Origin of the sequence: Rhodanobacter sp. C05, from assembly GCF_002001165.1 — a bacterium.
GTDB lineage: Bacteria > Pseudomonadota > Gammaproteobacteria > Xanthomonadales > Rhodanobacteraceae > Rhodanobacter.
In genome coordinates this window covers 69,041-90,948 of the sequence record NZ_MUNQ01000008.1, presented here as the reverse complement: position 1 = coordinate 90,948, position 21,908 = coordinate 69,041, and the positions used below count along the sequence as shown (strand labels likewise).

The following is a 21,908-nucleotide window of genomic DNA, read 5'->3' as shown; positions in this document are numbered from 1 at the left end:
CATGGCATGACAAAGATCACGGCGCTGGAGACTTACGATGTCCGCTTTCCGACCTCGCGGGAGCTGGATGGCTCGGATGCCATGAATCCCGACCCGGACTACTCGGCAGCCTACGTCGTCATGCGCACCGATCAACCCGGCATGGACGGTTACGGGTTCGCGTTCACCATCGGCCGCGGCAACGATGTACAGAAAGTAGCCATCGACGCTCTCGCGCATCATGTTCTGGGTCTCGACCTCGACGAAGTAATCGGCGATCTTGGCGGCTTCGCAAAGCGCCTGGTCGGCGACTCCCAATTGCGCTGGCTCGGCCCTGAAAAGGGCGTGATGCACATGGCCATCGGTGCCGTGATCAACGCCGCCTGGGATCTCGCCGCGCGGATGGCAGGCAAGCCGCTATGGTGCTTTATCGCGGACATGACGCCCGAGCAGTTGGTCGCGACCATCGATTTCCGTTATCTCACCGACGCGCTCACGCCGGATGAGGCACTGACCATGCTCTACGCCGCGGCCACCAACAAGGCACAGCGCATTGCGCAGTTGCTTGCCGAAGGCTACCCGGCCTACACCACCTCGCCCGGTTGGCTGGGTTATGCCGATGAAAAAATGCAGCGCCTGGCACGCGAGGCGGTTGCCGCGGGCTTTCGTACCATCAAGCTCAAGGTAGGCATGAATGTGGAAGACGACGTGCGTCGTTGCCGACTTGCACGCGAAACGGTCGGGCCCGACATTGGCATCGCCGTCGATGCCAACCAGCGCTGGGATGTGCGTGACGCCATTGCATGGCTGCAACGCCTGTCGGACGTGCGCATCGCATGGGCCGAGGAGCCCACCAGCCCGGACGACATACTCGGCCACGCCGCGATCCGCCGCGCCGTTGCGTCGGTACCGATTTCGACCGGCGAGCACACCCACAACCGTGTCATGTTCAAGCAGCTGTTCCAGGCCGGTGCAGTCGACCTCGTGCAGATCGACGCCGCCCGCGTCGGTGGCGTCAACGAAAACCTGGCCATCCTGCTGCTGGCCGCCAAATTCGGTGTGCGCGTGTTCCCGCACGCCGGCGGCGTCGGCTTGTGCGAACTGGTGCAACACCTGGCGATGGCCGACTTCGTGGCGATCAGCGGCAAAAAGGATGATCGCGCGATCGAATTCGTCGATCATCTGCACGAGCATTTCGTCGATCCTGTGGTCATTCGCCTTGGCTGTTATATCGCGCCCGAGTCGCCGGGCTTTTCCGCGAAAATGCATGCGAGCGCGCTGACGCACTATCGTTACCCGGATGGTCTTGCGTGGCGCGAACCGGTCGATGTGTCGAGGGCACAATGACGACTCCCATCGCCAGCGTTGCCGATTTGCGTGAACTGGCCAGGCGCCGCGTTCCGCGCGCCTTCTTCGAATACGCCGATCGCGGCTCGTACGAAGAAACCACCTTGCGGGCGAATCACGCGGCGCTGGCGCGGATAAGCCTGCGGCAACGGGTGATGCGCAACGTCGACAACCGATCCCTGGCCACCGACATTGTCGGCCAGCCGGTATCGATGCCGCTGGCGATCGCCCCGACCGGCCTCACCGGCCTGCAGCGCGGCGGCGGCGAGATCCTCGGCGCACGCGCCGCCGCGAAGGCCGGCATCCCGTTTTGCCTGAGTACGGTGTCGATCTGCTCGATCGAACAAGTGCACGACGCGGTGAAGACCCCGTTCTGGTTCCAGGTGTACGTCATGCGCGATCGCGGCTTTACGCGCGAACTGATCGAGCGCGCCAAGGCCGCCGGTTGCAGTGCGCTGATGCTGACCGCGGACCTTACCGTGCAAGGCCAACGTCATCGCGAGATCAAGAACGGCTTGTCGGTGCCACCGCGGATTACCTTGCACAATCTGTTCGACATGCTCAGCAAGCCACGCTGGGCCTGGAGCATGTTGCACGCACCCAGTCGTTCGTTCGGCAACTTGAAGGGGCGTATCAAGAATACCGACAGCCTTTCCACGCTAGCGCAATGGATCGCCAAGCAGTTCGATCCGACCCTGACCTGGGAAGACCTCGAATGGATCCGCGCGTTGTGGCCCGGCAAGTTGATCATCAAAGGCATACTCGATCCGGAAGATGCCCGTATCGCAGCGGGCCATGGCGTCGATGCCATCGTCGTGTCCAATCATGGCGGCCGTCAGCTGGATGGTGCGCCGGCCAGCATCGAGGTGCTGCCCTCCATCGTGCAAGCGGTCGGCGATCGCCTGCAGGTGCTGTTCGATGGCGGCATCCTCAGCGGCCAGGATTTGCTCAAGGCGTTGGCCTGCGGGGCGCATGCCGGGTTGATCGGCAAAGCCTTTCTTTATGGCCTGGGTGCGAACGGTGAGGCCGGCGTGACGCAGGCGATCGAACTGATTCGCCGCGAATTGAGCGTGAGCATGGCCTTGACCGGGCAGACCGATGTACGTGCCATTTCGGCCGACGTGATCTGGCGCGGCGATGCAGGAATGCGCTGAAAACCGGCAGTATTCATTCAGTCGAGCGGCGAATTTTCCGTCATTCCGGAGCAAAGCCGGAATGACGACAATGCCTGGTTGAATCTCGACACGAATCAGCACGAGATATGCCGAGCATGTGGGGATTCGCTGCGCTCATTCCATCGACGTCAGCGAAAAAATACGCGTCATTGGTACCCACTTCTGCCCCGCCTCAGCCCATGGCAAGCGCTGCTGGTAGCGATCCATCAGTGCCTCCCACGCTTGCGTCATCGGATCGTCTATACCGTGCCTGGCCGATGCATCGTAGTTATCCGCTACCTGCACCGCCATCACCAACCGATTCCCGGTACGAAAGATTTCCATCTCTTCTACCCCCGATGCACGGATCGACGCGGTGATCTGCGGCCAGACATTTTCCGGCCGATGCAAGCGCTCGTATTCGGCGATGGCGGCGGCATCGTCGCGCAGATCCAGCGCATAGTAATGACGTGGCATCAGCCGTTTTCCTTCACGGGATGTCGACGTCGCTGCCAGGCGAACAGCAGCACCACCATGAAACTGCATGCCGGCACCGTCATCGCCCATGCCATGCTGCTCAGGTCGGATACCGCACCCATCAGTGCGGTAAGCACCGCACCGCCAATAATGGTCATGACGAGCAAAGCCGAACCGAGTTTGCGCTCGTCGTCGCCGCGTCCCTCCACGCCCAATGCAAACACCGTCGGGTACATCACCGACATGAAAAAGCTGCACGCCACCAGCGCATAGGCGCCGTGGATGCCCGGCTGGAACACGGCAAACAGAGTCAATGCGATGTTCACTGCGGCAAACGCCATCAACAACCGCACCGGCGCCAGATACTTCATCAGCGCGGTACCCGCAAAACGCCCCGCCATGAAACACACCAGCCCCGCGGTGAGGAAATTGGCGGCATCCCTGGATGACGTACCCGGCATCGTGGCCTGCACATAACGAATGGTGTAACTCCACACACCTACCTGTGCGCCGACGTAGAAGAACTGCGCGAACAATGCACCAACGAAACGCCGGTCGCGCAGCAACGCGCGCAGCACCCTGCCCCCGCCCGCCGCTGCTGACGCGCCATGGGCCGCTGTCGTCCTTGGAAAACGCGTCAGCAGGATCAGCATGGCCCAGCCCATTACCACGACACCAATGACCAGATACGGCCATTGCACGGCTCGCGTCTCGGTGGCGTAGTAGGCCGCACGTTCCGCGACGTTCATCGCCGCCAGCTGGGCAGACGAATGGTCCACCCCCGAAAAGATGAAATGCTGGCCGATCAGGATGCCCGCGATCGAGCCCAACGGGTTGAAGGCCTGGGCCAGATTGAGTCGGCGTGTCGCTGTTTCTCGCGGGCCGAGCAAGGTGACGAAGGGATTGGCCGATGTCTCCAGAAAGGCCAGTCCGCTGGCAATCACGAACAAGGCGACCAGAAAAAGGCCATAGGTGGACGACGACGCGGCCGGCCAGAACAACAGCGCACCCACACCGTAAAGCGCCAGCCCGAATACCACGGCGCTTTTGTAGCCGAAGCGACGCATGTACATGCCTGCCGGCATCGCGACCAGGAAGTAGCCGAGGTAGAACGCGCTCTGCACCAGCCCCGCACGAAAATCACTGAGCACGAACGCTTTCTTGAATTGCGCGATCAGCACATCGTTGAGATTGTTCGCGCCACCCCAGAGAAAGAACAGGCTGACGATCAGGACCAGTGGCAACCAGGATGGGCGGTCGGTTGGCGCGGTGCCGCCCATCGGCATGGTGTGGCCTTCTGAAACCGTCTGCACAGCCACCCTCTTCTCCCATCGGCGCGCACGAGCGCGAATTGCGGAACCCGCGTGACGGCATGACCGGCATGTGCAAATATGAAACGATAATTCACCTGCAAGACAAGACGCGCCGCAACAAATTCACCTGATCGTCAAGGCAAGATAAGTGACGACGTCGTACTACAGGCGGCGAGCTGGCCGCCACAACGGAAGGAAAGTCATGCCAACTCAGACCCCCAAATACCGCGCACCCGCGCTCGACAAAGGGCTGGACATACTCGAACTGCTGGCAGGCGCCCACAAGCCGCTGAGCATCGCCGAGATTTCCGAAGGTGTCGGTCGCTCGCGCGGCGAGATTTTTCGCATGCTGCTGGTACTCGAAGAACGTGACTACATCACGCGTGGCGACGGCGACTCCGGCTATTCGGTCACCACGCGGCTGTTCCGCCTGGGCATGGAGCAGCCACCGGTAAAAAGCATGATCGAAGCGGCGCTGCCAGTCATGCACCAACTGGCGGACACCAGCGGACAGGCATGCCATCTGGTCGTGCCATCGCACGAACAGATCGTGGTGATCACCCGTGTGGACCCCCCGGGCGAGGTCGCCCTGGTCGTGCGTGTCGGGCACCGTCGCCCCATGTCCAAATCGACGTCGGGTCACGTGCTGCTCGCCTTCCAGGACGACGCGGTGCGTGAGCGCTGGCTGGACATGATCGTCAAATACGAACCGACGCTGGATCGCAAGAAGCTGACCAAGCTGCTGGTCAAACTGCGCGAACGTGGTTACGCCAGCGAGCCAAGCCAAGTCGTCGATGCGGTTACCGATCTTTCCGCGCCGGTGCTGCAACATGGACGCGCCGTGTGCGCGCTCACCATTCCATTCATCGCGCAGCGAACCGAAGCGCGGACCACCATGGACGACGTGATCGCCGAACTGCAACGCTCGACAAGGGAAATTTCCGACGCGCTGCACTTCGGGGCCGCTGCCCGTCCCGACTGAGTAATGGGATGCCGCGCATCAGGCTCGCCAAGTGCCTGATGCCTAGGCCGAGGTTCGACGTCAACCAGGAAAATATCAACGCAGGACCAGAAACATGCGGATAGGTTTACGCATCATCTTCGCCTTCGCGGCCGGTGTCACCTGTGTCACAAACGCTTCTTTGGCGCAGAATTTCGTCGATATCAAGCCATCGCCGCAGCAGGTGCATTGGCAGGATCTGGAATTCGGCGTGATCGTGCATTTCGGCACCAACACCTTCCTCGACCGTGAATGGGGCGATGGCACGGCCAGTCCCAAGGTATTCAATCCCGACCATGTCGATCCGGCGCAATGGGCTCGCGCCGCCAAGTCCGCCGGCGCCACGTACCTCGTGCTTGTCGCCAAACATCACGACGGTTTTGCGCTGTGGCCGACGGAGCAAACCGACTACTCCGTCAAGAACAGCCCGTGGATGGATGGCAAGGGCAACCTGGTGCAAATGACGGAGCAAGCCGTCCGCAAGGAAGGCATGGGGTTCGGCATCTATTTGTCGCCGTGGGACCGTCATGAGCCGCGCTATGCCGATGCAGCGGCCTACGATAAATATTATCTCGCGCAGATGGATGAGCTCGTCCAGAGCTATGGACCGCTGACCGAATGGTGGCTGGACGGTGCCGGCAGCGCGGGTCATGTCTACGATTTCAAGAAATATATCGAAGAGCTGAGGACCTACCAGTCGAACACGATGGTCTTCGCCGACGTGGCCCTGTTCGACTACGGCGACATTCGCTGGGTCGGAAGCGAAGACGGCCATATCCACGACGAAAACTGGAATGCGATCGACCGCCATGGTGAGCTGCGCTGGCGTCCGGTGGAAGTGGATACACCGCTGCACACACTGCAATGGTTCTGGCATCCGGACAGCGACAAGACCTTGAAAAGCATCGATGAGCTGGTCGACATCTGGGAAAACAGCGTTGGACGCGGTGGCCAGCTGATGCTGGGCATCGCACCGAATCGACACGGCGTGCTGCCCGATGCTGACGTTGCGCGCCTCAAGGAATTCGGTGCAGCGCTTCACGCACGCTACGGCATCGACAAGGATCTGGCCCGGCAGCATGCCGCCACCGACACGAATGTCTCGGCAGCCCTGGACGGCAACCCCGATACCTTCTGGTCAGCCGCGGAAGGTTCACATCACGCGACGCTTGAAGTCGATTTCGCAAAACCCGTCACCATCGATCATGCCCTCACCATGGAGTGGCTTAACGACGGTCAATGCGTGCAGAAGTACGCGATCGAAGTATGGGCTCGCGATACGTGGGCGCCCGTGGCCAAAGCCGAAGCCATCGGTCACATGAAGATCGATCGCTTCGCGCCGGCGACCACCACCAAGGTTCGCCTGAATATTCTGTCCAGCGTTTGCACGGCACGCATTCGAGAATTTCAGCTATTCAACGTGGCCGGCGGCTGATCTTCCGAAAGATGAGCCAGTCACGCTAGGGAACCAAATGGCCATGCGCTCAGGCGGCATGACGGCTCCCTGAGACGGCGATGTTCGCCGTCTCAGAGAAGAACCCATGATCCTGCATCCGCGCCGGCATCACTTCACTGCAGTCAAGTCGAAACTCGCGTACCTGCCTGCAGGGTACTCATGCTGCGTCAACGGAAACCGCCGTCGTAGCCGGCATGCCGAACGCGGGCGGACGATCCGCCGGACCGGCACCAAATTGCCGGTTCGGTGTAGCGCCCATGTGGAACTCCAGCGTACCGCCAGCAGCCAGCTCGGCGTGACTGATCCAGCTGCGCGTCCACGGCTTGCCGTTCCATTGCACTGATTGGATGTACGGCCGCCCTGGTCCGTTGTCGATCGTCTTGATGACCAGTCGGCGACCGGCGGCAAGCGCGACCTCGGCACGATCGAGCAATGGGCTGCCGAACACGTAGTTCGTGCTTACCGGATCGACCGCATAAAGACCCAGCGCACTCATCACATACCACGCACTCATCTGGCCACAGTCTTCGTTGCCTGCGAGGCCATCCGGCTCCGGTGGGTACATGGTTTCCATCAACGAGCGCACGCGAGCCTGGGTTTTGTAGTGCGCACCGGTGTAGGCATACAGATAGGCCACGTGATGGCTCGGCTCATTGCCGTGCGCATACTGGCCCACCATGCCCGCGATATCCGGCGGCGCGTCGGCAGGCAGTTTCGAACTTGTAGTGAACAGCTTGTCCAGCTGGCGCTCGAAAACCTGTGGGCCGCCGAACATGCTCATGTAGCCGTACAGGTCGTGCTGGTTGAGGAAGGTGGCCTGCCATGCATTCGATTCGGTGAAATCGCGCCATTGGCTCGAATACCCCATTCCGCGCGGATCGAAAGGCTCGAGCCAGTCGCCGTCGCTGCCGCGTGGCCGCACGAAGTTCAGCTTCTTGTCGAAGACATGACGATAGTTGCGCGAACGCTCGCGCAAGGCCTGCGCGAGCTGTTTCTCGCCGGCGGCATCCGCCATATGCGCGACGGCCCAGTCGTCGTAGGCGTATTCCAGCGTCTTGCTCACCGCCTCGCCTTCCTTGTCGCTCGGGATGTAACCCATCTTGCGGTAGAGCGGCAGGCCACGGTAATCGTCATCCATCGCACGTTTGCGATACAGCGGCCAGGCGCGCGCGTAATCGATGCCGGTGAAACCTTTCGCCTGCGCCTCGGCAATCACGACCGCGGAGTGGTAGCCAATCATGCAGCCCGTTTCCACGCCCTGCAGCGGCCATACCGGCGGACCATCCGGACTCTCCTCGGCCATCCGCACCAGGCAGTTGACGAAATCCGGCACACGATCGGCCTGGCACAAGGTCAGCAGCGGATGCTGCGCGCGGTAGGTATCCCAAAGCGAATAGGTGCTGTAGTTGTTCTGCCCCTGCGGCAACTGGTGGACTTGCAGATCCATGCCGCGGTAACGGCCATCGACATCGCTGAACAGCGTCGGTGCCAGCATGGTGTGATAGAGCGAGCTATAGAACACGCGCAGATCGCGCTTCGAAGTAGTTTCAACCTGGATGCGGTTGAGTTCGCGCTCCCAGGTATCCGCGGCGGTTTGCTGCAACTGATCGAAATCCCAGCCGGGAATGTCCGCCTCGAGGTTGCGCAGCGCGCCGTCGATATCCACGGCCGAGATGCCGACCTTCACCAGCACCGGCTCGCGCGCCACCTCGTCGAAATGCAGGGCCGCCTTCAGATGCGTGCCGTTCAGCTCACCGGTACCGCTCGGCGCGGCGACATCTTCCGAGTACAGCGTGGCTTGCGAGAACGGACGCGACACCTTCATCGCGAAATGGATATGCCGGCCGTTGGCCCATTGATGCACACGCCGACTGCCGACCAGCGTGTCGTTGCCGACCAGGCGCAACTGCGCATCGGTGACCGCGCAGGGCACCTTGTAGTCGTCATGGAAACCGTGCGCCAGATCGACCAGCAAATGCCCGCTGCCCGCACCATGGAAGGTATAGCGGTGCAGACCTGCGCGCAGGCCCGCGGTCAGTTCCGCGCGGATATCGTGATCGGTCAGATGCACCCCGTAATAGCCTGGCCGGGCGTGCTCCGATGTGCGTTCATAACGCGAACGATAGCCTTTGCGCGGATGCGCGTTGCTGTTCGCTGTCAGTTGCGCTCCCGGCCCAGCCGCGCCGTCGAACTGCGAGTGGTAATTCACATCCGGCAAGCCGCGCGCGCCTGGCTGCAGCAAGACCGGACCCTGCGCCGGCATCACCAGCACATCGAGCATGTCGGCCGCACCGGTACCGCTCAGATGCGTATGCGAGAAGCCCATGATCGAGCCGTCGGCCTGGTGATAGCCCGACGATGCATCCCAGCCCGCGTCATTCGTATCCGGGCTCAGCTGCACCATGCCGAATGGCATCGATGCACCCGGATAGGTATGACCGTGGCCGCCGGTGCCGATGAACAGATCCACATACTGCGATACACCACCGGCTCGCGGCGACGACCCACCTGCCAGTTTCTGCACGCCCGTGGCATCTGCAAACCGCGTGGCAAAAGCCGGTAGCGGACTGCCCAGCACGGCAAGCGCGCCCATGCCTTGTAGGAATTGTCGGCGGGACACCATGCGGGTTTCTCCGTGAATTGGACGCTGTGGTTGATGGAGGCAGAAGCGTCGACGACAGGCTCGGGGGGAGTGGTCGTCCCGATCATGTGCAGAGCGCACTCAACCGTTGTGGTGAAACCGGGTCAGAGATGAACGGCACTTACTCAAGGTAGAAACCCCACTTTTTGTCATTCCTGCGAAAGCGGGAATCCAGTGGCTTCAGCCCTTTGCCATTTGCCAAAGACGCTGGATCCTCGCTTGATCAGCTTCGCTGTTGAGAAGCGCCTCGCGAGGATGACGAGCTTAAGTAAGTGTCACTCGGGTCAGAGATCCGTACCACGACTGTAATCGAAAAATTTATCACGATCCAAATTTATTTTCATATTACACAAACGGTTGATTTATTTATATTTATTTAAGATTTCCGTTACATCGCGAAAAAATACGTTGCACACTCGAAATCGACCCCGGTATCGCTGCCGCACGGCTCGCGGAGGCCGCTTGCGGATTCAGCCGCGCAGCAGCTCGGGATGCTTGCGATACACATCGACGATGAGTTCCCCGAACAAGGTGTTCGCCCAAGCGAACCAGCCGCGGGTGAAGCGCGAGGGATTGTCCTGATCGAACGCCTCGTGCATGAAGCCGGTTCCCGCATCGGTGTCGCGCAACCATGTCAGGCATTGACGGATCTGCGTCTGATCGTCGCTGGTTTGCGCGTACATCATGATGGACATCGGCCAGATCATGCGCAGGCCTTCATGCGGACCGCCGATGCCTTCGGCCGCCCTGCCCTTGAAGAAATACGGATTGCGCGCGCTCCACACTAGGTCGCGGGTATGGCGATATGCGGGATCCTCGCGATCGCAGCAACCGAGGTAAGCCAAGCTGAGCAGACCCGGCGCATTGGCGTCGTCCATGAACAGCTGATTGCCGAAGCCGTCTATTTCATAGGCCCAGTAAACGCGACCGTCGGCATCACGCATGCGACCATCCCGGCGCACCGCCTGCTCGACTTCATTCGCCAGCGCCTCGCAGTCCGAGGCGAACGCATCGTCGTGATGGAGCGCGCGGCCCATCTGCGCGAGCTGGCGCAGGCTGACCACGGCGAACAGGTTGGACGGCACGAACAGCGGGTACACGCATGCGTCGTCCGACGGACGAAACATCGAGTGGATCATGCCGTTCGGACGCGTCGGGTTGCCATAGCCGTCGAGGAATTGGGTCTCGGTCGGCACTTCGGACGTGCGCTGGAAGTGATAAGGCCCGCGGCCGTGCTTGCGCTGCTGTTCGCGGAAAGTCTGCAGCACGAGCCGCATCGCCGTGCGCCAGTCGTCGTCGAACGGCTCGGTGTCCCCCGTGGCTTGCCAGTAGGCATGGGCCATGCGGATCGGATAACACAGCGAATCGATTTCCCATTTGCGCTCACCGACGCCGGGTTTCATGTCGGTGCTGTCATGCTGCGCCCAGATCAGTGGCGGCGCATGCGGATCGGGCATGAAGGCGTTGGCATACGGATCGATCCGGATGCAGCGCGCCTGCCGCCGGATCAGGCCACGGAACAGTCGCTGCAAGGCGGAGTCGTTCTTCGCCAACGGAATATAGGGAACCACCTGCGCCGACGAATCGCGCAGCCACATGGCGTCGATATCGCCGGTGATGACGAACGTGTCCGGCTTGCCGTCGAGTGTCCCGAGTTCGACGGTCGTATCCAGCGTATTCGGATAGCAATTCTCGAACATCCAGGCGAGCTTCGGATCACCGATGGCCGACTTCACCGTTGCCAGCTGCCGCTCCACGGCGGCGCTGACAAACTTGCGCTTGCCCACCGGCGGACGTTTGCTGACATACGGCGACGACAACGTGCCCGCCGTAGCCATGTTCGGGATGAGGCCCACCACCATGCCCGAGGCCGCCGCAGCACCAAACCATTTCAGGATGTCGCGACGCGTCGGCATGGCGAGGGAGATGTCGTCCGATGGCACTGGCATCAGTTCATTGCCTCCCGCATCACATTCGCCAGGTTTTGCACTTGCAGCGCATGCTGCAGTTCGTCGAGCGTGGCCTTGCTGCGCACCACCAAGGTAATGCTCTGCCCTGGCAGGATATCGAAAGCGTTGTCGGATACCTCGGCATCGAGATCGCCAAATGAAACCCACACGTCACGCGCCAGCTTGCCTGCCGTCAACGTCAGCGCGTAGCCCTGCGCAGCCATCTGGAGTTGCGTGCGAATCTGCGGCACGGGCAGCTGCAGGTTCTTCGCTTCGTCGAAGAACACCCTATTGCGCGAGACGACTTTATCGCCATCGACAAGCTCGAACACGACGAATGACGTATGCGGGTCGGCACCCTGCAGCAATTGCGCATCGGTGTAGCTGGCAACCTTGGTGCTCGCCAACGCCGGCAAGATGACAGCTTGCTCGTGCTCACTCAGCACCTTGCCGTCGAAATCCATCACACGCATGCGCCAATATGCAGCCAGCGACGTCGTGCGATCGGAGACCAGCGAAACGGTAGTGTTGCCATCGTTCCTTAGCGCGGCGATCAGCAGCGGCGCATAGAAACGACGGGCATGGAACTGCAATGCCTTCCAGCGACCGTAGTAGTCGATGCTGGACCAGGACGCGCCGGGCCAGACATCGTTGAGCTGCCAGTACAGCGAGCCCATCGACTGCGGGCGCGATGCACGCAGATGCTCGGCCGCCAACTGGATGCCGTTGGCCTGCATGACCTGGCTGAGATAGACAAAGGCCGGGAAGTCCCGGGGCTCGCCATAACTGCGCGTGATGTAGAGCATCAGGCGCTTGTTGCCGTTGCCGTTGTCGTATTTCTGATGGGCGCGCATCACCGGCGATTCCGGCGTCTGATCGCCCTGCTCGGCAAACGCGCGGATGGTGCGCATCACCGGAAATGACTGCAGGCCGTATTCGGACTGGAAACGCGGCGTGACATTGAGGTACTCGGTAACCGGCTTGGCGTCACCCGACCACACGTCCCAATAGTGATAGTCGCCATCGCCGAGCACATTGGCCGGTCCGTCGTAATCGGTGCTCGGCGAACTGGCCCAATACGGCACGTCGCTGTCGTAACGCATCACTACGTTGCGCAGCACCTTGCCGAACAGGTTGACCATGCCGGCAGCAATGCGCTTTTGCTCATCCGCCGAAATCGTCTTCTTGAAAGCTTCGCGATCGGACCAGGTTTCCCAACCCGTCTGTACCTCGTTGTTGCCACACCACAGCACGATGCTGGGATGATCGCGCAGCCGCTTGACCTGCTCGATCGCTTCCTGCCGCACGTTCTCGGTATAGGCCACGTCGTTCGGCGGTATCGCACCACCAAACATGAATTCCTGCCAGATCATGATGCCCAGGCGGTCGGCCATCTCGTAGAAGCGATCCGACTCGTAATAGCCACCACCCCACAGGCGCAGCATGTTCATGTTGGCGTCGCGCGCGGACTCCAGGACATGACGCATCTGCGCATCCGTGACGCGCGTCGGGAAGCTGTCGAACGGAATCAGGTTGGCGCCCTTGGCAAACACCGGGATGCCGTTGATGACGAACTCGAAGCTCCTGCCCCACTGATCCTTCTGCCGACGCAATTCGATAGTGCGCAAGCCAGTAGCCTTCTGGGCTTCGTACAGTTCGCCAGCGGCGTCACGGATGCTGGCCTTGAACGTATACATGTCCTGCGCGCCGTACCCGGTTGGATACCACAGCTTCGGGTCAGCGATGCGCAGCGGCAGGCTGACCTGGCTGCCGCCGGGGGCAACCGTGATATCGCGCTCGATGCGATCCACCGACCTGCCATCCGGCCCGATCACATCAACGCTCACATGCAATGGCTCACTGACGTCGGCCTCCATGTCGAACTGCACGTTGACCTGCGCCGCCGACTTGCCGATGTGCGTCTGCTCCACATGGAAATCGGCGACACGCGTCGCATCCCAACTATCCAGATGCACGTCCTTCCATATACCTTCGGCAACGATACGCGGCCCCCAATCCCAACCGTACTGGTAGTTGGCCTTGCGTATGTAATTGGCCGTCTGTTTGCCCTTGGGCTCGTCGCCGAACGACGAATCGAACTCGCCCGGCAGCGCGTACGACTGCTTGAGCAGCCACGGTTGCAGCCGCTTGATCGGCGAGTACAACCGCACTTCCAGCGTGTTCGCGCCTTCGTGAAGCAGCGATGCCACTGGTACCAGCCAGCGACGAAACATGTTGTCGGCGGCGATCAGCTTCTCGCCGTTCAAATAAACGTCGGCAAAAGTATCCAGGCCATCCAGCACCAGCTCGACGTGTTGGCGCGCCAGCGTGGCATGGTCGACGTTGAAGGACGTTCGATACTGCCAGTCAGACAGGCCGACCCACTGAATCTGCGCTTCGTTATCGCGGTAGAACGGATCGGCGACCAGCTTTGTCGCCATCAGATCGGTCTGTACCGTCCCCGGCACCGTAGCAAGTTGCCACAAAACGGCTTTCGGGTGATCCGTGGCATGGCTGTCGCCGGGAGCCAGGCGGAACTGCCAGCCGCTGTCCAACATTTGCGTCGTCAATGGCGCAGCCGCGCCCAGCATCGGCAACAACAGCACCAGCAGCAAGCCAACCGATCGGACCAGGCAACGCATCGCACTTGATCGATGCGTGTCTGATCGAATCGCGCGTGACCTGGTTAGGCTGATCGGTGCGGTCATCTGAATACCTGTATGCAGCGGTATGGGTTCGTGGTGACGCAGCAGACAGGCATTCAGTACCGGGGCCAAAACATGAAACATGGCGTAGCAGTGACTTCCACCGGAGCAGCATTGCCATGTGTTTTGTTCCGCCCCATGTATCACCAGCAGGCGCCAGACCGCCGATACAGGCGATACGGAATGTTTCACTAATCCCCGGATTTAGATCGATCTATACCTTACGTTAGCATCCGTGTCGTGACGATGCATGTCGCGTTGCAATATGCCATTGCAGATCCCGATTTCGGTTACATTTGGATCGTTCCAATCAGCAGATTCGACTATGGCTACGGAAAGCATCTCTTCTGTCCATCGCAAGACCACACTCAGCGATATCGCCACTGGCTGTGGCGTGTCGCGCGCCACTGTCTCACTGGTACTGCGCGGCAGCCCGTTGGTGAACAAACTCACCCGGGCCAAGGTAGAAAAAGAACTGCGTCGGCAGAACTACGTCTACAACCGCGCCGCGGCCAACCTGCGCCGGCGCAGCTCATCCAGCATCGCGTTGATCTTGAACGACCTGGCCAATCCGTTCTTTGCCGAATTCGCATCCGGAGTCGATGAGAGGCTGGGCGAAGCCGGTTACGTCACACTGCTTGGCAGCACCGGCGAATCGATCGAGCGCGAACAGGCGGTGCTTCGATCGCTGATAGAGCATGGGCCGGCAGGCATCATCCTGTCACCCGCCGAAGGCAGCGATGTCTCGCATGTACTGGCGGCGGTGGGAGGACAGACGCCGTTGCTGCTGTTCAACCGTGAGGTGGGCGGCAATGCACCGAAAGCTGCGCATTGGGATCGGCTTATGCTGGACAACCAGCGCGGCGCCCGGCTTGCCACCGAACACCTGATCGCGCTAGGCCATCGGCATATCGCTTTCTTTGGCGGCCATCGCGATTCCAGTTCCTGCCGCGAGCGCTTCGCCGGTTACACCGAGGCAATGCGGGCGGCCGGCCTGCTCATCAAACCTCACTGGCGCGTCGAGTGCGCACCGAACCGAGTGGACGCCGTGGTGCAATGCCCCGCCTTGTTTGCCCGCAGCCCCGCACCGACGGCCGCGGTCTGCTACAACGACGCGGTGGCGCTCGGCCTGATGCTTGGCCTGTGTCAACGCGGCATGCAACCAGGTCACGACTTCGCGCTTACCGGCTTCGACAACATCGCCGAAGCGGCGCTGGGTGTGCCACCGTTGACCACGCTGGCGGTCGCGCCACGCGAACGTGGGCGGCAGGCAGCGGAGCTGATCCTGCAACGACTGCACGAGCCGCTATCGGCACCACGCTACATCATCGCCCCGGTGCAACTGATGGTGCGCGCAAGCAGTTACACGCTACCGACAACCTGACCGCCCACGGGAGTCCGCATGGCCGTTAACGAAGAGGGCATATCCCCTACTCGCCTACGTGATCATCAGATCAAGGGCACTGCGGCAGGTGCCTGCGGCTGATCCTTCCGACTCTGGCCATTACTTGTATGCCCTGCCCGTGACGCAGCAGCTACACCGACCATCATCGACGGCTGGATGCAGAGCGAGATTTCCGGCCTCTATTACCAGTATTACCGATTCGCTTGCGACACGGTCCGACGCGCCGAACAAACCATGAAGCGCGAGTTGATGCAGCCCGCACTCGACGACACGCAATTCATCCAGTTCAACTACTGGGATTCCGGACACCAAGGTCTGCTGTCAGGCGAGGCTTTGCATTTCGACCTGAAACGCCTGGAAATGGCTTATCACGACAACAACACCCGCGAACTGGAGATGACGCGCCACGTGTCGCTGCGCCAACTCGACCCGCAAGCACTAATCGCCATGCGCCTCACGGGAACCTGCACGGTTTCCATCCCCGAGTGGCTCTACGACCGCGATTGCCCCGGCCACTATATGCGCCGGATCAAGTCGATCTCGATGTCGATCCCCTCGGTGGTCGGGCCTTACGCGAGCGTCAATTGCACGCTGAGTTTGCAAGCGAGCTCGCTGCGCATCTCGCCGCTACTCGCGAACGGTGCCTACCGCCGTGACACATCGCAAGACGACATCCGCTTCATCGACTATTTCGGCGCAACGGACGTCATCGTCACCAGTGGCGCATCGAACGACAGTGGATTGTTCGAAACCAACCTGCACGACGAGCGCTTCTTGCCGTTCGAGGGCGCAGGCGCGATCAGCACCTGGACACTGACGTTGCCAGGCGATTTGCGGGCGTTCGACTACACGACAATATCGGACGTCATCCTGCACATCCGTTACACGGCCCGCCAAGCCGGCAACCCTTTGGGCTCGCAGGCGACCAAGGAATTGAAGTTGGCCTTCGCCGACGTGAAGCAGTCGCCGCAGACGCTGTTGCTTTGCCTCAAATACGATTTCCCGACCGAATGGGCCGCGTACGTGAACGGCAATGGCAAGACACCTTTCCAGGCGACGATCGACAGCTCGTTCTTGCCCTATTACGTGCAGGGAATGAAGAAGGTAATCGCATTCGGCGATGTGCGGCTGTTCGGTCAAAATGCACAGGGTGCCAGTGTGACGGCCAGTGCGCCCTCGTCCAGTGCCATCACCGGAACCCTGCTCGGCGCCGCGGGAGCGACCTTGTCACTGCCCGGCACGCTCGCCGCCATGACGCCGAACCTGGACAACCAAATCTATGTCTTGATCGGCTACACGTGTTCCGGATGACCGACAAGGTCCGACCGTTTGTCATGCGTCATCCGCCAACATTCTGACCATCTCACGCAGGCGTCCCGGATTTATGGACTGACTATTTTCCTCGGCCCGAGTTTATTGGCTGCTTTCAATCTGTGGCTCAAGTCTCATAGCCATGTTCATGCGACAACCATCGAGATGGCAAGCTTGCGTTGATGGTGCCGTCGAAGGAGACCTGCATGTCCATGCCATGGCGTCATGTTGCAAGCATCAGCCTGATCTGCATGATGTTTGCCTCCACTCATGCAAACACAGCCGATGCGCTACAGCAGAAGCTTGCCGACAACAGCTGTACAAGCCTGCGCTCGGCCGCGGCGGCGGAGCCGGGCAACGGCCCCATGCTGCTGCCGAGCTACCCCACTCTGAAACAGGGCGATGACTCGACTCGGGCACTGCAAGACGTGGCTTTCATCTACGACAATGCCCTCGCAGGGATTGCTCTCACGGCTTGCGGAGAACCCAATCAAGCACGGCGCATTGCCGATGCCTTGCTGCTTGCTGCCGCGCACGATCCCAGCTTCAAGGATGGTCGGCTGCGCAATGCTTACCGGGCGGGCCTCACCGATGCCGACAAGGTCCAACTGCCGGGCTACTGGCAGAGTCATGGCAACTACTGGAGTCAGGATCCCTATCAGGTGGGCACGTCCACCGGCAATGTTGCGTGGGCTACCTTGCTGCTGCTAACCGTGTATGACAGCAGCCATGATCGGCGTTACCTGAAAGCGGCCGTGGCACAACTGCGATGGATCCAGGTTCATGCCACGGGCACCGCGCCACCAGCAGGCTACGAGGGTGGACTCTTCGGCTACGACAACGCCCAGCGCGCGCAACACTGGAAAGCCACCGAGCACAATATAGACGTCTATGCAGCTGCCACATGGATTGTTCGTGACGGCGGCGACCCGGTGGTTGCGCTACAGGCAAAACTGGCCGGTAGCTTCGTCAATGCGATGTGGGACAACACGCAGCACCGCTTTCTGGTCGGCACCCTTGATGACGGCAAGACGCTCTCCCGCGACAAGTCAGGGCTGGACGCCCAGGTCTGGCCGCTGCTCGCGTTCAATCCACATCCTGCCGAATGGAGCAAGGTCTGGTCATGGGTCGATAAACAGCATCGCAGCGGCAATGGCTACGGCTACCGGCGTCAGCCTGACGGGATATGGACCGAAGGCACGGCGCAGGTTGCCACCGCATTGCAGGCCAGCGGCAAAACAGTGCCTGACACGGTGTGGCAACTGCTCGCTGCCCAACGCGGCGATGGCGGCATGCTCTACGCCACTCCACAAACGCGGATCAGCACGGACTTCGCCATTGGCCCAACGTCAACGCACGCCGACTTCTTCTACTACCACCTGCCCCATCTCGGCGCGACCGCCTGGGCCGTGCTGGCAGCCAAAGGCTGGAATCCATTTACCGGTCAGCTGATCGCACCCACGGAAAACACGCCATGAGCCTTCCCGCCAACCTCCGCAAGGCAAAGAACCAAGTTCCAGATCTAGAGGCTGTGACTGGAACGCTCATCAACCTCGCACCGCACCAGTTCACCGCCCAAGACGTAGGGCACGGTTACAGTTGACCCGTTGTAATAAAGCGTGTGGTAAACCAGTCGATCAGTAGCGCCACACTTGAAACCCGCTGGCAAAGGCTGACCATGCTTGTAATAAACCGACGAGAAAGGGCGCCGCGAAAGAAGCGCGATGAGCTGCCGTGTATCGGGTCGTGAATCAGCCTGAGCAGCGATGTGAGGTGAAACAGGGTCATTCTGTTGATGAGCTGTCCAGATCAGAGCACCCACGAGAAGAAATAGCAGCGGTGTACCAACCCACAGGAAAACATTGAGTCCTTTCATCGCCCGCCCCCTTTCGCAGATGACGTCAGTATCTCGCGCTTTGCGGATGGTTGTCATCGATGGACCGAGACAACGGAAAAGCAGGTTTGCGAGGACGTGACAGTGGCCGGTCAGGCGCTCCGTGTCGCCAGGGCCGGTGGGATCGATGACGCCCGCAGCGCCGGCCACAGCACTGCCGCCTGGCCGAGACCCAGCACCACGATCGCGGCTGCCATCACGGGCAGCAGCGGCATTCGCTGCATCTCGAAGCGGCTGACCATCCACAGGTTGAGTGCGATCGCCAGACCCGCACCGACCACGGAGGCGGCGATCGCAATGATCAGGTTCTCGATCTGGAATTGGTGCAGGATGGCGCGGCGTGTGGCACCCAGCGCACGGCGAATGCCGATCTGCCGCCTGCGCTGCGTCACCCAGGACGTGGTCAGGCCGACGATGCCGAAGGCGGTGACGGCAAGCATGATTGCGCAGATCGTCGCCAGAACGGCTGCAAAGCCGCGGGCACCGCGGTAGGCTCTTGCGCGCATTTCAGCGAACGTGCGGACGTAACGCATCACCCGCGCATTGTTCAGCCTGAGCAGCGCCTTTTGCACCACAGCCGATACGTTAGCGATCTTGTCTGGCTGTGTGCGGATGACGTAACGGCCAACGCGGTCGATGTAGCGGTTCGGCTGCAATACCGAATATTCGATGTTGTCAGACTCGTTGCTCGCTCCATACGATCCCTGCAAGCGCTCGATCACGCCCACGATCGTCTGCGCAGCACGGTCGATGTAGATGATCTTGCCGAGCGCGTTGCCATCGGGGAACAACCTGTCCGCCAGGGCGCGGGTCACGATGATCACGCCCGACGGTGGCATTGCATCGTTGGTGCGGCGGTCGACGACTTCTGCAGCGGTGAACCAGCGTCCTGCTGTCAGGCGCGCACCCAACACTTTCTGCGCGTGTTCATCCACCAAATAGAATGAGCATGACGTGGTCGGCGACCTCTGCGTCTGAACCAGACGGACGGTGCAGCCCCAGCCGCCGCTGAGCGGAAAGCCGTTCGTCGCATAGGCGTCGACAACACCTGGCAACTGGCGCAACGCCGCAAGATCGGCCAGTTGCATGGACTTGCTGTCCGGTGGATTGCCAATCCATTCGCTGCTCACGATCAACACATTGTCTTCATCGCTGATGCCGCTGGGCCTGTTGCTGTCTTGCAGCCGCTGATGGATGAGGAACAGCGCATTGCACAGGATCGCGATCGTCAGTGACATCTGCAAGGCGACGAGGATGACGCCGACCTTGTTGCGTCGCATCGACGAAATGATCGGATGAATACGCATCCAGGCTCCTAGTTCGTCTTCAGTTGCCAGGCGGGCTGCACCTGTGCCGCTCGCCAGGTCGGATACAGGCCGGTGACGACCGTCGCCGCCAGGGCCAGCACGATGGCGATCAGCACGTCGGCAACATCCAGATACGCAAGCTTTTCGATCGTCGTGGTCAGCGTGGCACGCAAGCCGACAAGACCAAGCAACGTAAACCCAAGCCCGGCAACGCTGCCGACAACGCCGATCACTGCGGTCTCGACCAGGCACTGCGAAAAAATGGCGCGGCGGCTCGCCCCCAGCGCGCGGCGCACGCCAAATTCGCCGGCACGGCCCATGAATTTCGCCAGGATCAAGGCGGCCGCATTGATCAGGCAGACGACCAGAAGACCGAAGGCAACCAGCATCATGATGGTGGCTTCGTTCGAAACCACGTGCTCGGCATCGAGCCACTCACGCACGTTGCGCAGCCGATTGTTCGGCGGATTCTGGAAACGCCCGCTGCGGTGCTGGTCCGCTGCGTAATGGTCTAGGAAGCTTCGGTAGTGCTGTACGTCCGCCTCGGTCGGCAGCTCCACCCAGAATCCCAGCCACACGCAATCGGACTGCATATGCCCTTCCCAACTCGATTCGGGCGGCTTGTTGCAATTGATGTTCTGCCACGCCATGTGACTGTCGATGGCGCGCGTGAATGGCAGGAACACGTCATCCGTGTCTTCGAAGGCGCCGGCGCCGAAGGCCACAGCGTAGAAACGGGGTACAGGCTGCCAATCATCGAGCACGCCGGCTATCTGGTACGTATGGTTATCCAGATCGATGCTCCGGCCGACGCTGTTGGCACCTTGGAACAGCCGGTCATTGAGTCTCTGGCCGATCACGACCACATCCGCACCACGCCGGTCATCGTCGGCCGTCCACGGTGCCCCATAGCGGAACGGTACCTCGAACATCGGAAAGAAGTCGGCGTTTACGGCGCGGCCATCGACGTCGAATGCCGGCTGCGAGGCATCCCGCGGTATCACCGAAAAACCCACGCCGTACATCGCGCTCTGCCGCCGCGCCAGGTGCTGCCGCAGCAGTTGCTCGACGTCCAGGTAGGTCAACTGATCCGGCGGCTCGTTGCCGAAACCATGGCCGTGCCCCCAAGGATCGATCTGTGGCACAAACAGCTGCGAGGACTTGTCCGGGATCGGGTCACCGGACATTGCACGGAACACCGTGAGCACCGTCATCGACCCGCCGATACCCAGGCCAATCGCCGTGATCATCAGCGTGGTCAGTATCGGCGCGCGGCGCAGGCTGCGGACGGCCAGACGCAGGTAATAACCGAACATCGCGCTATGCCGCCGACGGCTGCCGGGCAGCGCGGCCCTGTAGACGAGCCTTTTCGGCGATGTCCACCGAGCAGGCCTCCATCACATGAACGCTGCGCTGGGCCAGATTCGGATCCTGGGTCGCCATCACGATCGACGTGACGTCGCTGCGCAGATCTTCGAGCAGCTCCATCAACGCAGTGGCTCTGCTGCGGTGTCCCCTTTGCATTGGATTGGCTGCCCATCCTTGTCGACAGCTTGTGTAAAGCTTGAACCACTGCGGTTGATGACTATGCCGCCATCGCACTGCTGGTTTCGGTCCAGCTGGTAACTGGCCTGTACCCGAAGTGCTTCCTGCTGCTGCCTGTTCTGGCGTACAAGCTGCTCCGCCTGATATTGCCGAGCCTGCTCAGTCACCTGCTGATAGGTGTTGGACAGATCTTCACTCTGCTGCTTCAGATCAGCCGCCAACTCTGCGTGATGTTGCTGGGCCTGGGCTTTTGCCTGTTCTGCATCCTGCTCGGCGGTGCGAGCGGAATCGCGCATGAGCTCATCGGCATGACGCGCCGCGAGGTACTCGGAAAGTCCGTTCCAGGCCAATACCGCGACAATCAAGCCGGCCACGACGGCGCCAATTTTCCAGGACATCGGAATGGCCATTGCATCCAGCTCCCC

17 protein-coding genes are annotated in these 21,908 nt (G+C 61.0%); 7 read left to right on the top strand and 10 right to left on the bottom strand.

All coding sequences use genetic code 11. From position 1 onward, the window contains the following. Positions 1 to 6: 6 nt before the first annotated feature. The gene (locus B0E51_RS06455; protein ID WP_077444342.1) at positions 7 to 1,326 is read left to right on the top strand and encodes an L-fuconate dehydratase; all 1,320 of its coding nucleotides are present in this window, start codon (positions 7 to 9) and stop codon (positions 1,324 to 1,326) included. Then, positions 1,323 to 2,480, top strand: a complete 1,158-nt coding sequence (locus B0E51_RS06450; protein WP_077444080.1) for an alpha-hydroxy acid oxidase — start codon at positions 1,323 to 1,325, stop codon at positions 2,478 to 2,480. The genes B0E51_RS06455 and B0E51_RS06450 overlap by 4 nt, the downstream gene beginning before the upstream one ends. Before the next feature lie 135 nt (positions 2,481 to 2,615). On the opposite strand, the gene B0E51_RS06445 is transcribed toward B0E51_RS06450, so the two are convergent. Both B0E51_RS06445 and fucP read right to left on the bottom strand, forming a co-directional pair. Further along, complete coding sequence (locus B0E51_RS06445; RefSeq protein WP_077444079.1) at positions 2,616 to 2,957, bottom strand: L-rhamnose mutarotase; 342 nt, start codon at positions 2,955 to 2,957, stop codon at positions 2,616 to 2,618. Further along, a complete protein-coding gene (gene fucP / locus B0E51_RS06440; protein ID WP_077444077.1) occupies positions 2,957 to 4,243 on the bottom strand; it encodes an L-fucose:H+ symporter permease in 1,287 nt (428 codons plus the stop codon). The genes B0E51_RS06445 and fucP overlap by 1 nt, the downstream gene beginning before the upstream one ends. Positions 4,244 to 4,472: 229 nt before the next feature. Here fucP and B0E51_RS06435 point away from each other — a divergent pair, with 229 nt between their 5' ends. Both B0E51_RS06435 and B0E51_RS06430 read left to right on the top strand, forming a co-directional pair. Next, complete coding sequence (locus B0E51_RS06435; protein ID WP_077444075.1) at positions 4,473 to 5,252, top strand: IclR family transcriptional regulator; 780 nt, start codon at positions 4,473 to 4,475, stop codon at positions 5,250 to 5,252. 94 nt (positions 5,253 to 5,346) lie between these two features. Next, positions 5,347 to 6,705: an alpha-L-fucosidase gene (locus B0E51_RS06430; RefSeq protein WP_077444073.1), complete on the top strand. Its 1,359-nt coding sequence runs from the start codon at positions 5,347 to 5,349 to the stop codon at positions 6,703 to 6,705. Between the two features lie 178 nt (positions 6,706 to 6,883). Here B0E51_RS06430 and B0E51_RS06425 read toward each other — a convergent pair whose 3' ends face one another. From B0E51_RS06425 to B0E51_RS06415, 3 genes are all read right to left on the bottom strand, one after another. Continuing rightward, positions 6,884 to 9,349, bottom strand: coding sequence for a GH92 family glycosyl hydrolase (locus B0E51_RS06425; protein ID WP_077444071.1), 2,466 nt, complete (start codon positions 9,347 to 9,349; stop codon positions 6,884 to 6,886). A gap of 488 nt (positions 9,350 to 9,837) precedes the next feature. Next, positions 9,838 to 11,283, bottom strand: a complete 1,446-nt coding sequence (locus B0E51_RS06420) for a glycoside hydrolase family 125 protein (RefSeq protein ID WP_077444341.1) — start codon at positions 11,281 to 11,283, stop codon at positions 9,838 to 9,840. Positions 11,284 to 11,315: 32 nt separating this feature from the next. After that, a complete protein-coding gene (locus B0E51_RS06415) occupies positions 11,316 to 13,958 on the bottom strand; it encodes a glycoside hydrolase family 2 protein (protein WP_077444069.1) in 2,643 nt (880 codons plus the stop codon). A 388-nt stretch (positions 13,959 to 14,346) separates the two neighbouring features. Here B0E51_RS06415 and B0E51_RS06410 point away from each other — a divergent pair, with 388 nt between their 5' ends. The 3 genes from B0E51_RS06410 to B0E51_RS06400 all read left to right on the top strand — a co-directional run bounded on the left by B0E51_RS06410 (position 14,347) and on the right by B0E51_RS06400 (position 18,215). Further along, positions 14,347 to 15,405, top strand: a complete 1,059-nt coding sequence (locus B0E51_RS06410; RefSeq protein WP_077444067.1) for a LacI family DNA-binding transcriptional regulator — start codon at positions 14,347 to 14,349, stop codon at positions 15,403 to 15,405. A 177-nt stretch (positions 15,406 to 15,582) separates the two neighbouring features. After that, positions 15,583 to 16,737, top strand: a complete 1,155-nt coding sequence (locus tag B0E51_RS06405) for a hypothetical protein (protein ID WP_077444065.1) — start codon at positions 15,583 to 15,585, stop codon at positions 16,735 to 16,737. A 206-nt stretch (positions 16,738 to 16,943) separates the two neighbouring features. After that, entirely contained in the window at positions 16,944 to 18,215 is a 1,272-nt protein-coding gene (locus B0E51_RS06400; protein WP_217333074.1) for a hypothetical protein, read from the top strand. A 44-nt stretch (positions 18,216 to 18,259) separates the two neighbouring features. Here the strand turns inward: B0E51_RS06400 and B0E51_RS19630 are convergent, their stop codons facing one another. The 5 genes from B0E51_RS19630 to B0E51_RS06385 all read right to left on the bottom strand — a co-directional run bounded on the left by B0E51_RS19630 (position 18,260) and on the right by B0E51_RS06385 (position 21,893). Continuing rightward, complete coding sequence (locus B0E51_RS19630) at positions 18,260 to 18,613, bottom strand: hypothetical protein (protein WP_217333073.1); 354 nt, start codon at positions 18,611 to 18,613, stop codon at positions 18,260 to 18,262. Positions 18,614 to 18,723: 110 nt separating this feature from the next. Next, entirely contained in the window at positions 18,724 to 19,938 is a 1,215-nt protein-coding gene (locus B0E51_RS06395; RefSeq protein ID WP_077444063.1) for an FtsX-like permease family protein, read from the bottom strand. A gap of 8 nt (positions 19,939 to 19,946) precedes the next feature. Continuing rightward, positions 19,947 to 21,254 (bottom strand): ABC transporter permease, encoded by a 1,308-nt coding sequence (locus B0E51_RS06390; RefSeq protein ID WP_077444061.1) that lies wholly within the window; start codon positions 21,252 to 21,254, stop codon positions 19,947 to 19,949. A 4-nt stretch (positions 21,255 to 21,258) separates the two neighbouring features. Further along, positions 21,259 to 21,426, bottom strand: coding sequence for a hypothetical protein (locus tag B0E51_RS19475; protein WP_168172584.1), 168 nt, complete (start codon positions 21,424 to 21,426; stop codon positions 21,259 to 21,261). Beyond that, on the bottom strand, positions 21,426 to 21,893 hold the full coding sequence (locus B0E51_RS06385; protein WP_077444059.1) for a hypothetical protein: 468 nt from the start codon (positions 21,891 to 21,893) through the stop codon (positions 21,426 to 21,428). The genes B0E51_RS19475 and B0E51_RS06385 overlap by 1 nt, the downstream gene beginning before the upstream one ends. Positions 21,894 to 21,908: the final 15 nt, after the last annotated feature.

What these genes read in the sequence shown, in the direction of transcription:
- B0E51_RS06455 (WP_077444342.1), top strand. Translation starts at nt 7, where the DNA reads ATGACAAAGATCACGGCGCTGGAGACTTACGATGTCCGCTTTCCGACC.
- B0E51_RS06450 (WP_077444080.1), top strand. Translation starts at nt 1,323, where the DNA reads ATGACGACTCCCATCGCCAGCGTTGCCGATTTGCGTGAACTGGCCAGG.
- B0E51_RS06445 (WP_077444079.1), bottom strand. Translation starts at nt 2,957, where the DNA reads ATGCCACGTCATTACTATGCGCTGGATCTGCGCGACGATGCCGCCGCC.
- fucP (WP_077444077.1), bottom strand. Translation starts at nt 4,243, where the DNA reads ATGCCGATGGGCGGCACCGCGCCAACCGACCGCCCATCCTGGTTGCCA.
- B0E51_RS06435 (WP_077444075.1), top strand. Translation starts at nt 4,473, where the DNA reads ATGCCAACTCAGACCCCCAAATACCGCGCACCCGCGCTCGACAAAGGG.
- B0E51_RS06430 (WP_077444073.1), top strand. Translation starts at nt 5,347, where the DNA reads ATGCGGATAGGTTTACGCATCATCTTCGCCTTCGCGGCCGGTGTCACC.
- B0E51_RS06425 (WP_077444071.1), bottom strand. Translation starts at nt 9,349, where the DNA reads ATGGTGTCCCGCCGACAATTCCTACAAGGCATGGGCGCGCTTGCCGTG.
- B0E51_RS06420 (WP_077444341.1), bottom strand. Translation starts at nt 11,283, where the DNA reads ATGCCGACGCGTCGCGACATCCTGAAATGGTTTGGTGCTGCGGCGGCC.
- B0E51_RS06415 (WP_077444069.1), bottom strand. Translation starts at nt 13,958, where the DNA reads ATGCGTTGCCTGGTCCGATCGGTTGGCTTGCTGCTGGTGCTGTTGTTG.
- B0E51_RS06410 (WP_077444067.1), top strand. Translation starts at nt 14,347, where the DNA reads ATGGCTACGGAAAGCATCTCTTCTGTCCATCGCAAGACCACACTCAGC.
- B0E51_RS06405 (WP_077444065.1), top strand. Translation starts at nt 15,583, where the DNA reads ATGCAGAGCGAGATTTCCGGCCTCTATTACCAGTATTACCGATTCGCT.
- B0E51_RS06400 (WP_217333074.1), top strand. Translation starts at nt 16,944, where the DNA reads ATGTCCATGCCATGGCGTCATGTTGCAAGCATCAGCCTGATCTGCATG.
- B0E51_RS19630 (WP_217333073.1), bottom strand. Translation starts at nt 18,613, where the DNA reads ATGAAAGGACTCAATGTTTTCCTGTGGGTTGGTACACCGCTGCTATTT.
- B0E51_RS06395 (WP_077444063.1), bottom strand. Translation starts at nt 19,938, where the DNA reads ATGCGTATTCATCCGATCATTTCGTCGATGCGACGCAACAAGGTCGGC.
- B0E51_RS06390 (WP_077444061.1), bottom strand. Translation starts at nt 21,254, where the DNA reads ATGTTCGGTTATTACCTGCGTCTGGCCGTCCGCAGCCTGCGCCGCGCG.
- B0E51_RS19475 (WP_168172584.1), bottom strand. Translation starts at nt 21,426, where the DNA reads ATGGAGCTGCTCGAAGATCTGCGCAGCGACGTCACGTCGATCGTGATG.
- B0E51_RS06385 (WP_077444059.1), bottom strand. Translation starts at nt 21,893, where the DNA reads ATGGCCATTCCGATGTCCTGGAAAATTGGCGCCGTCGTGGCCGGCTTG.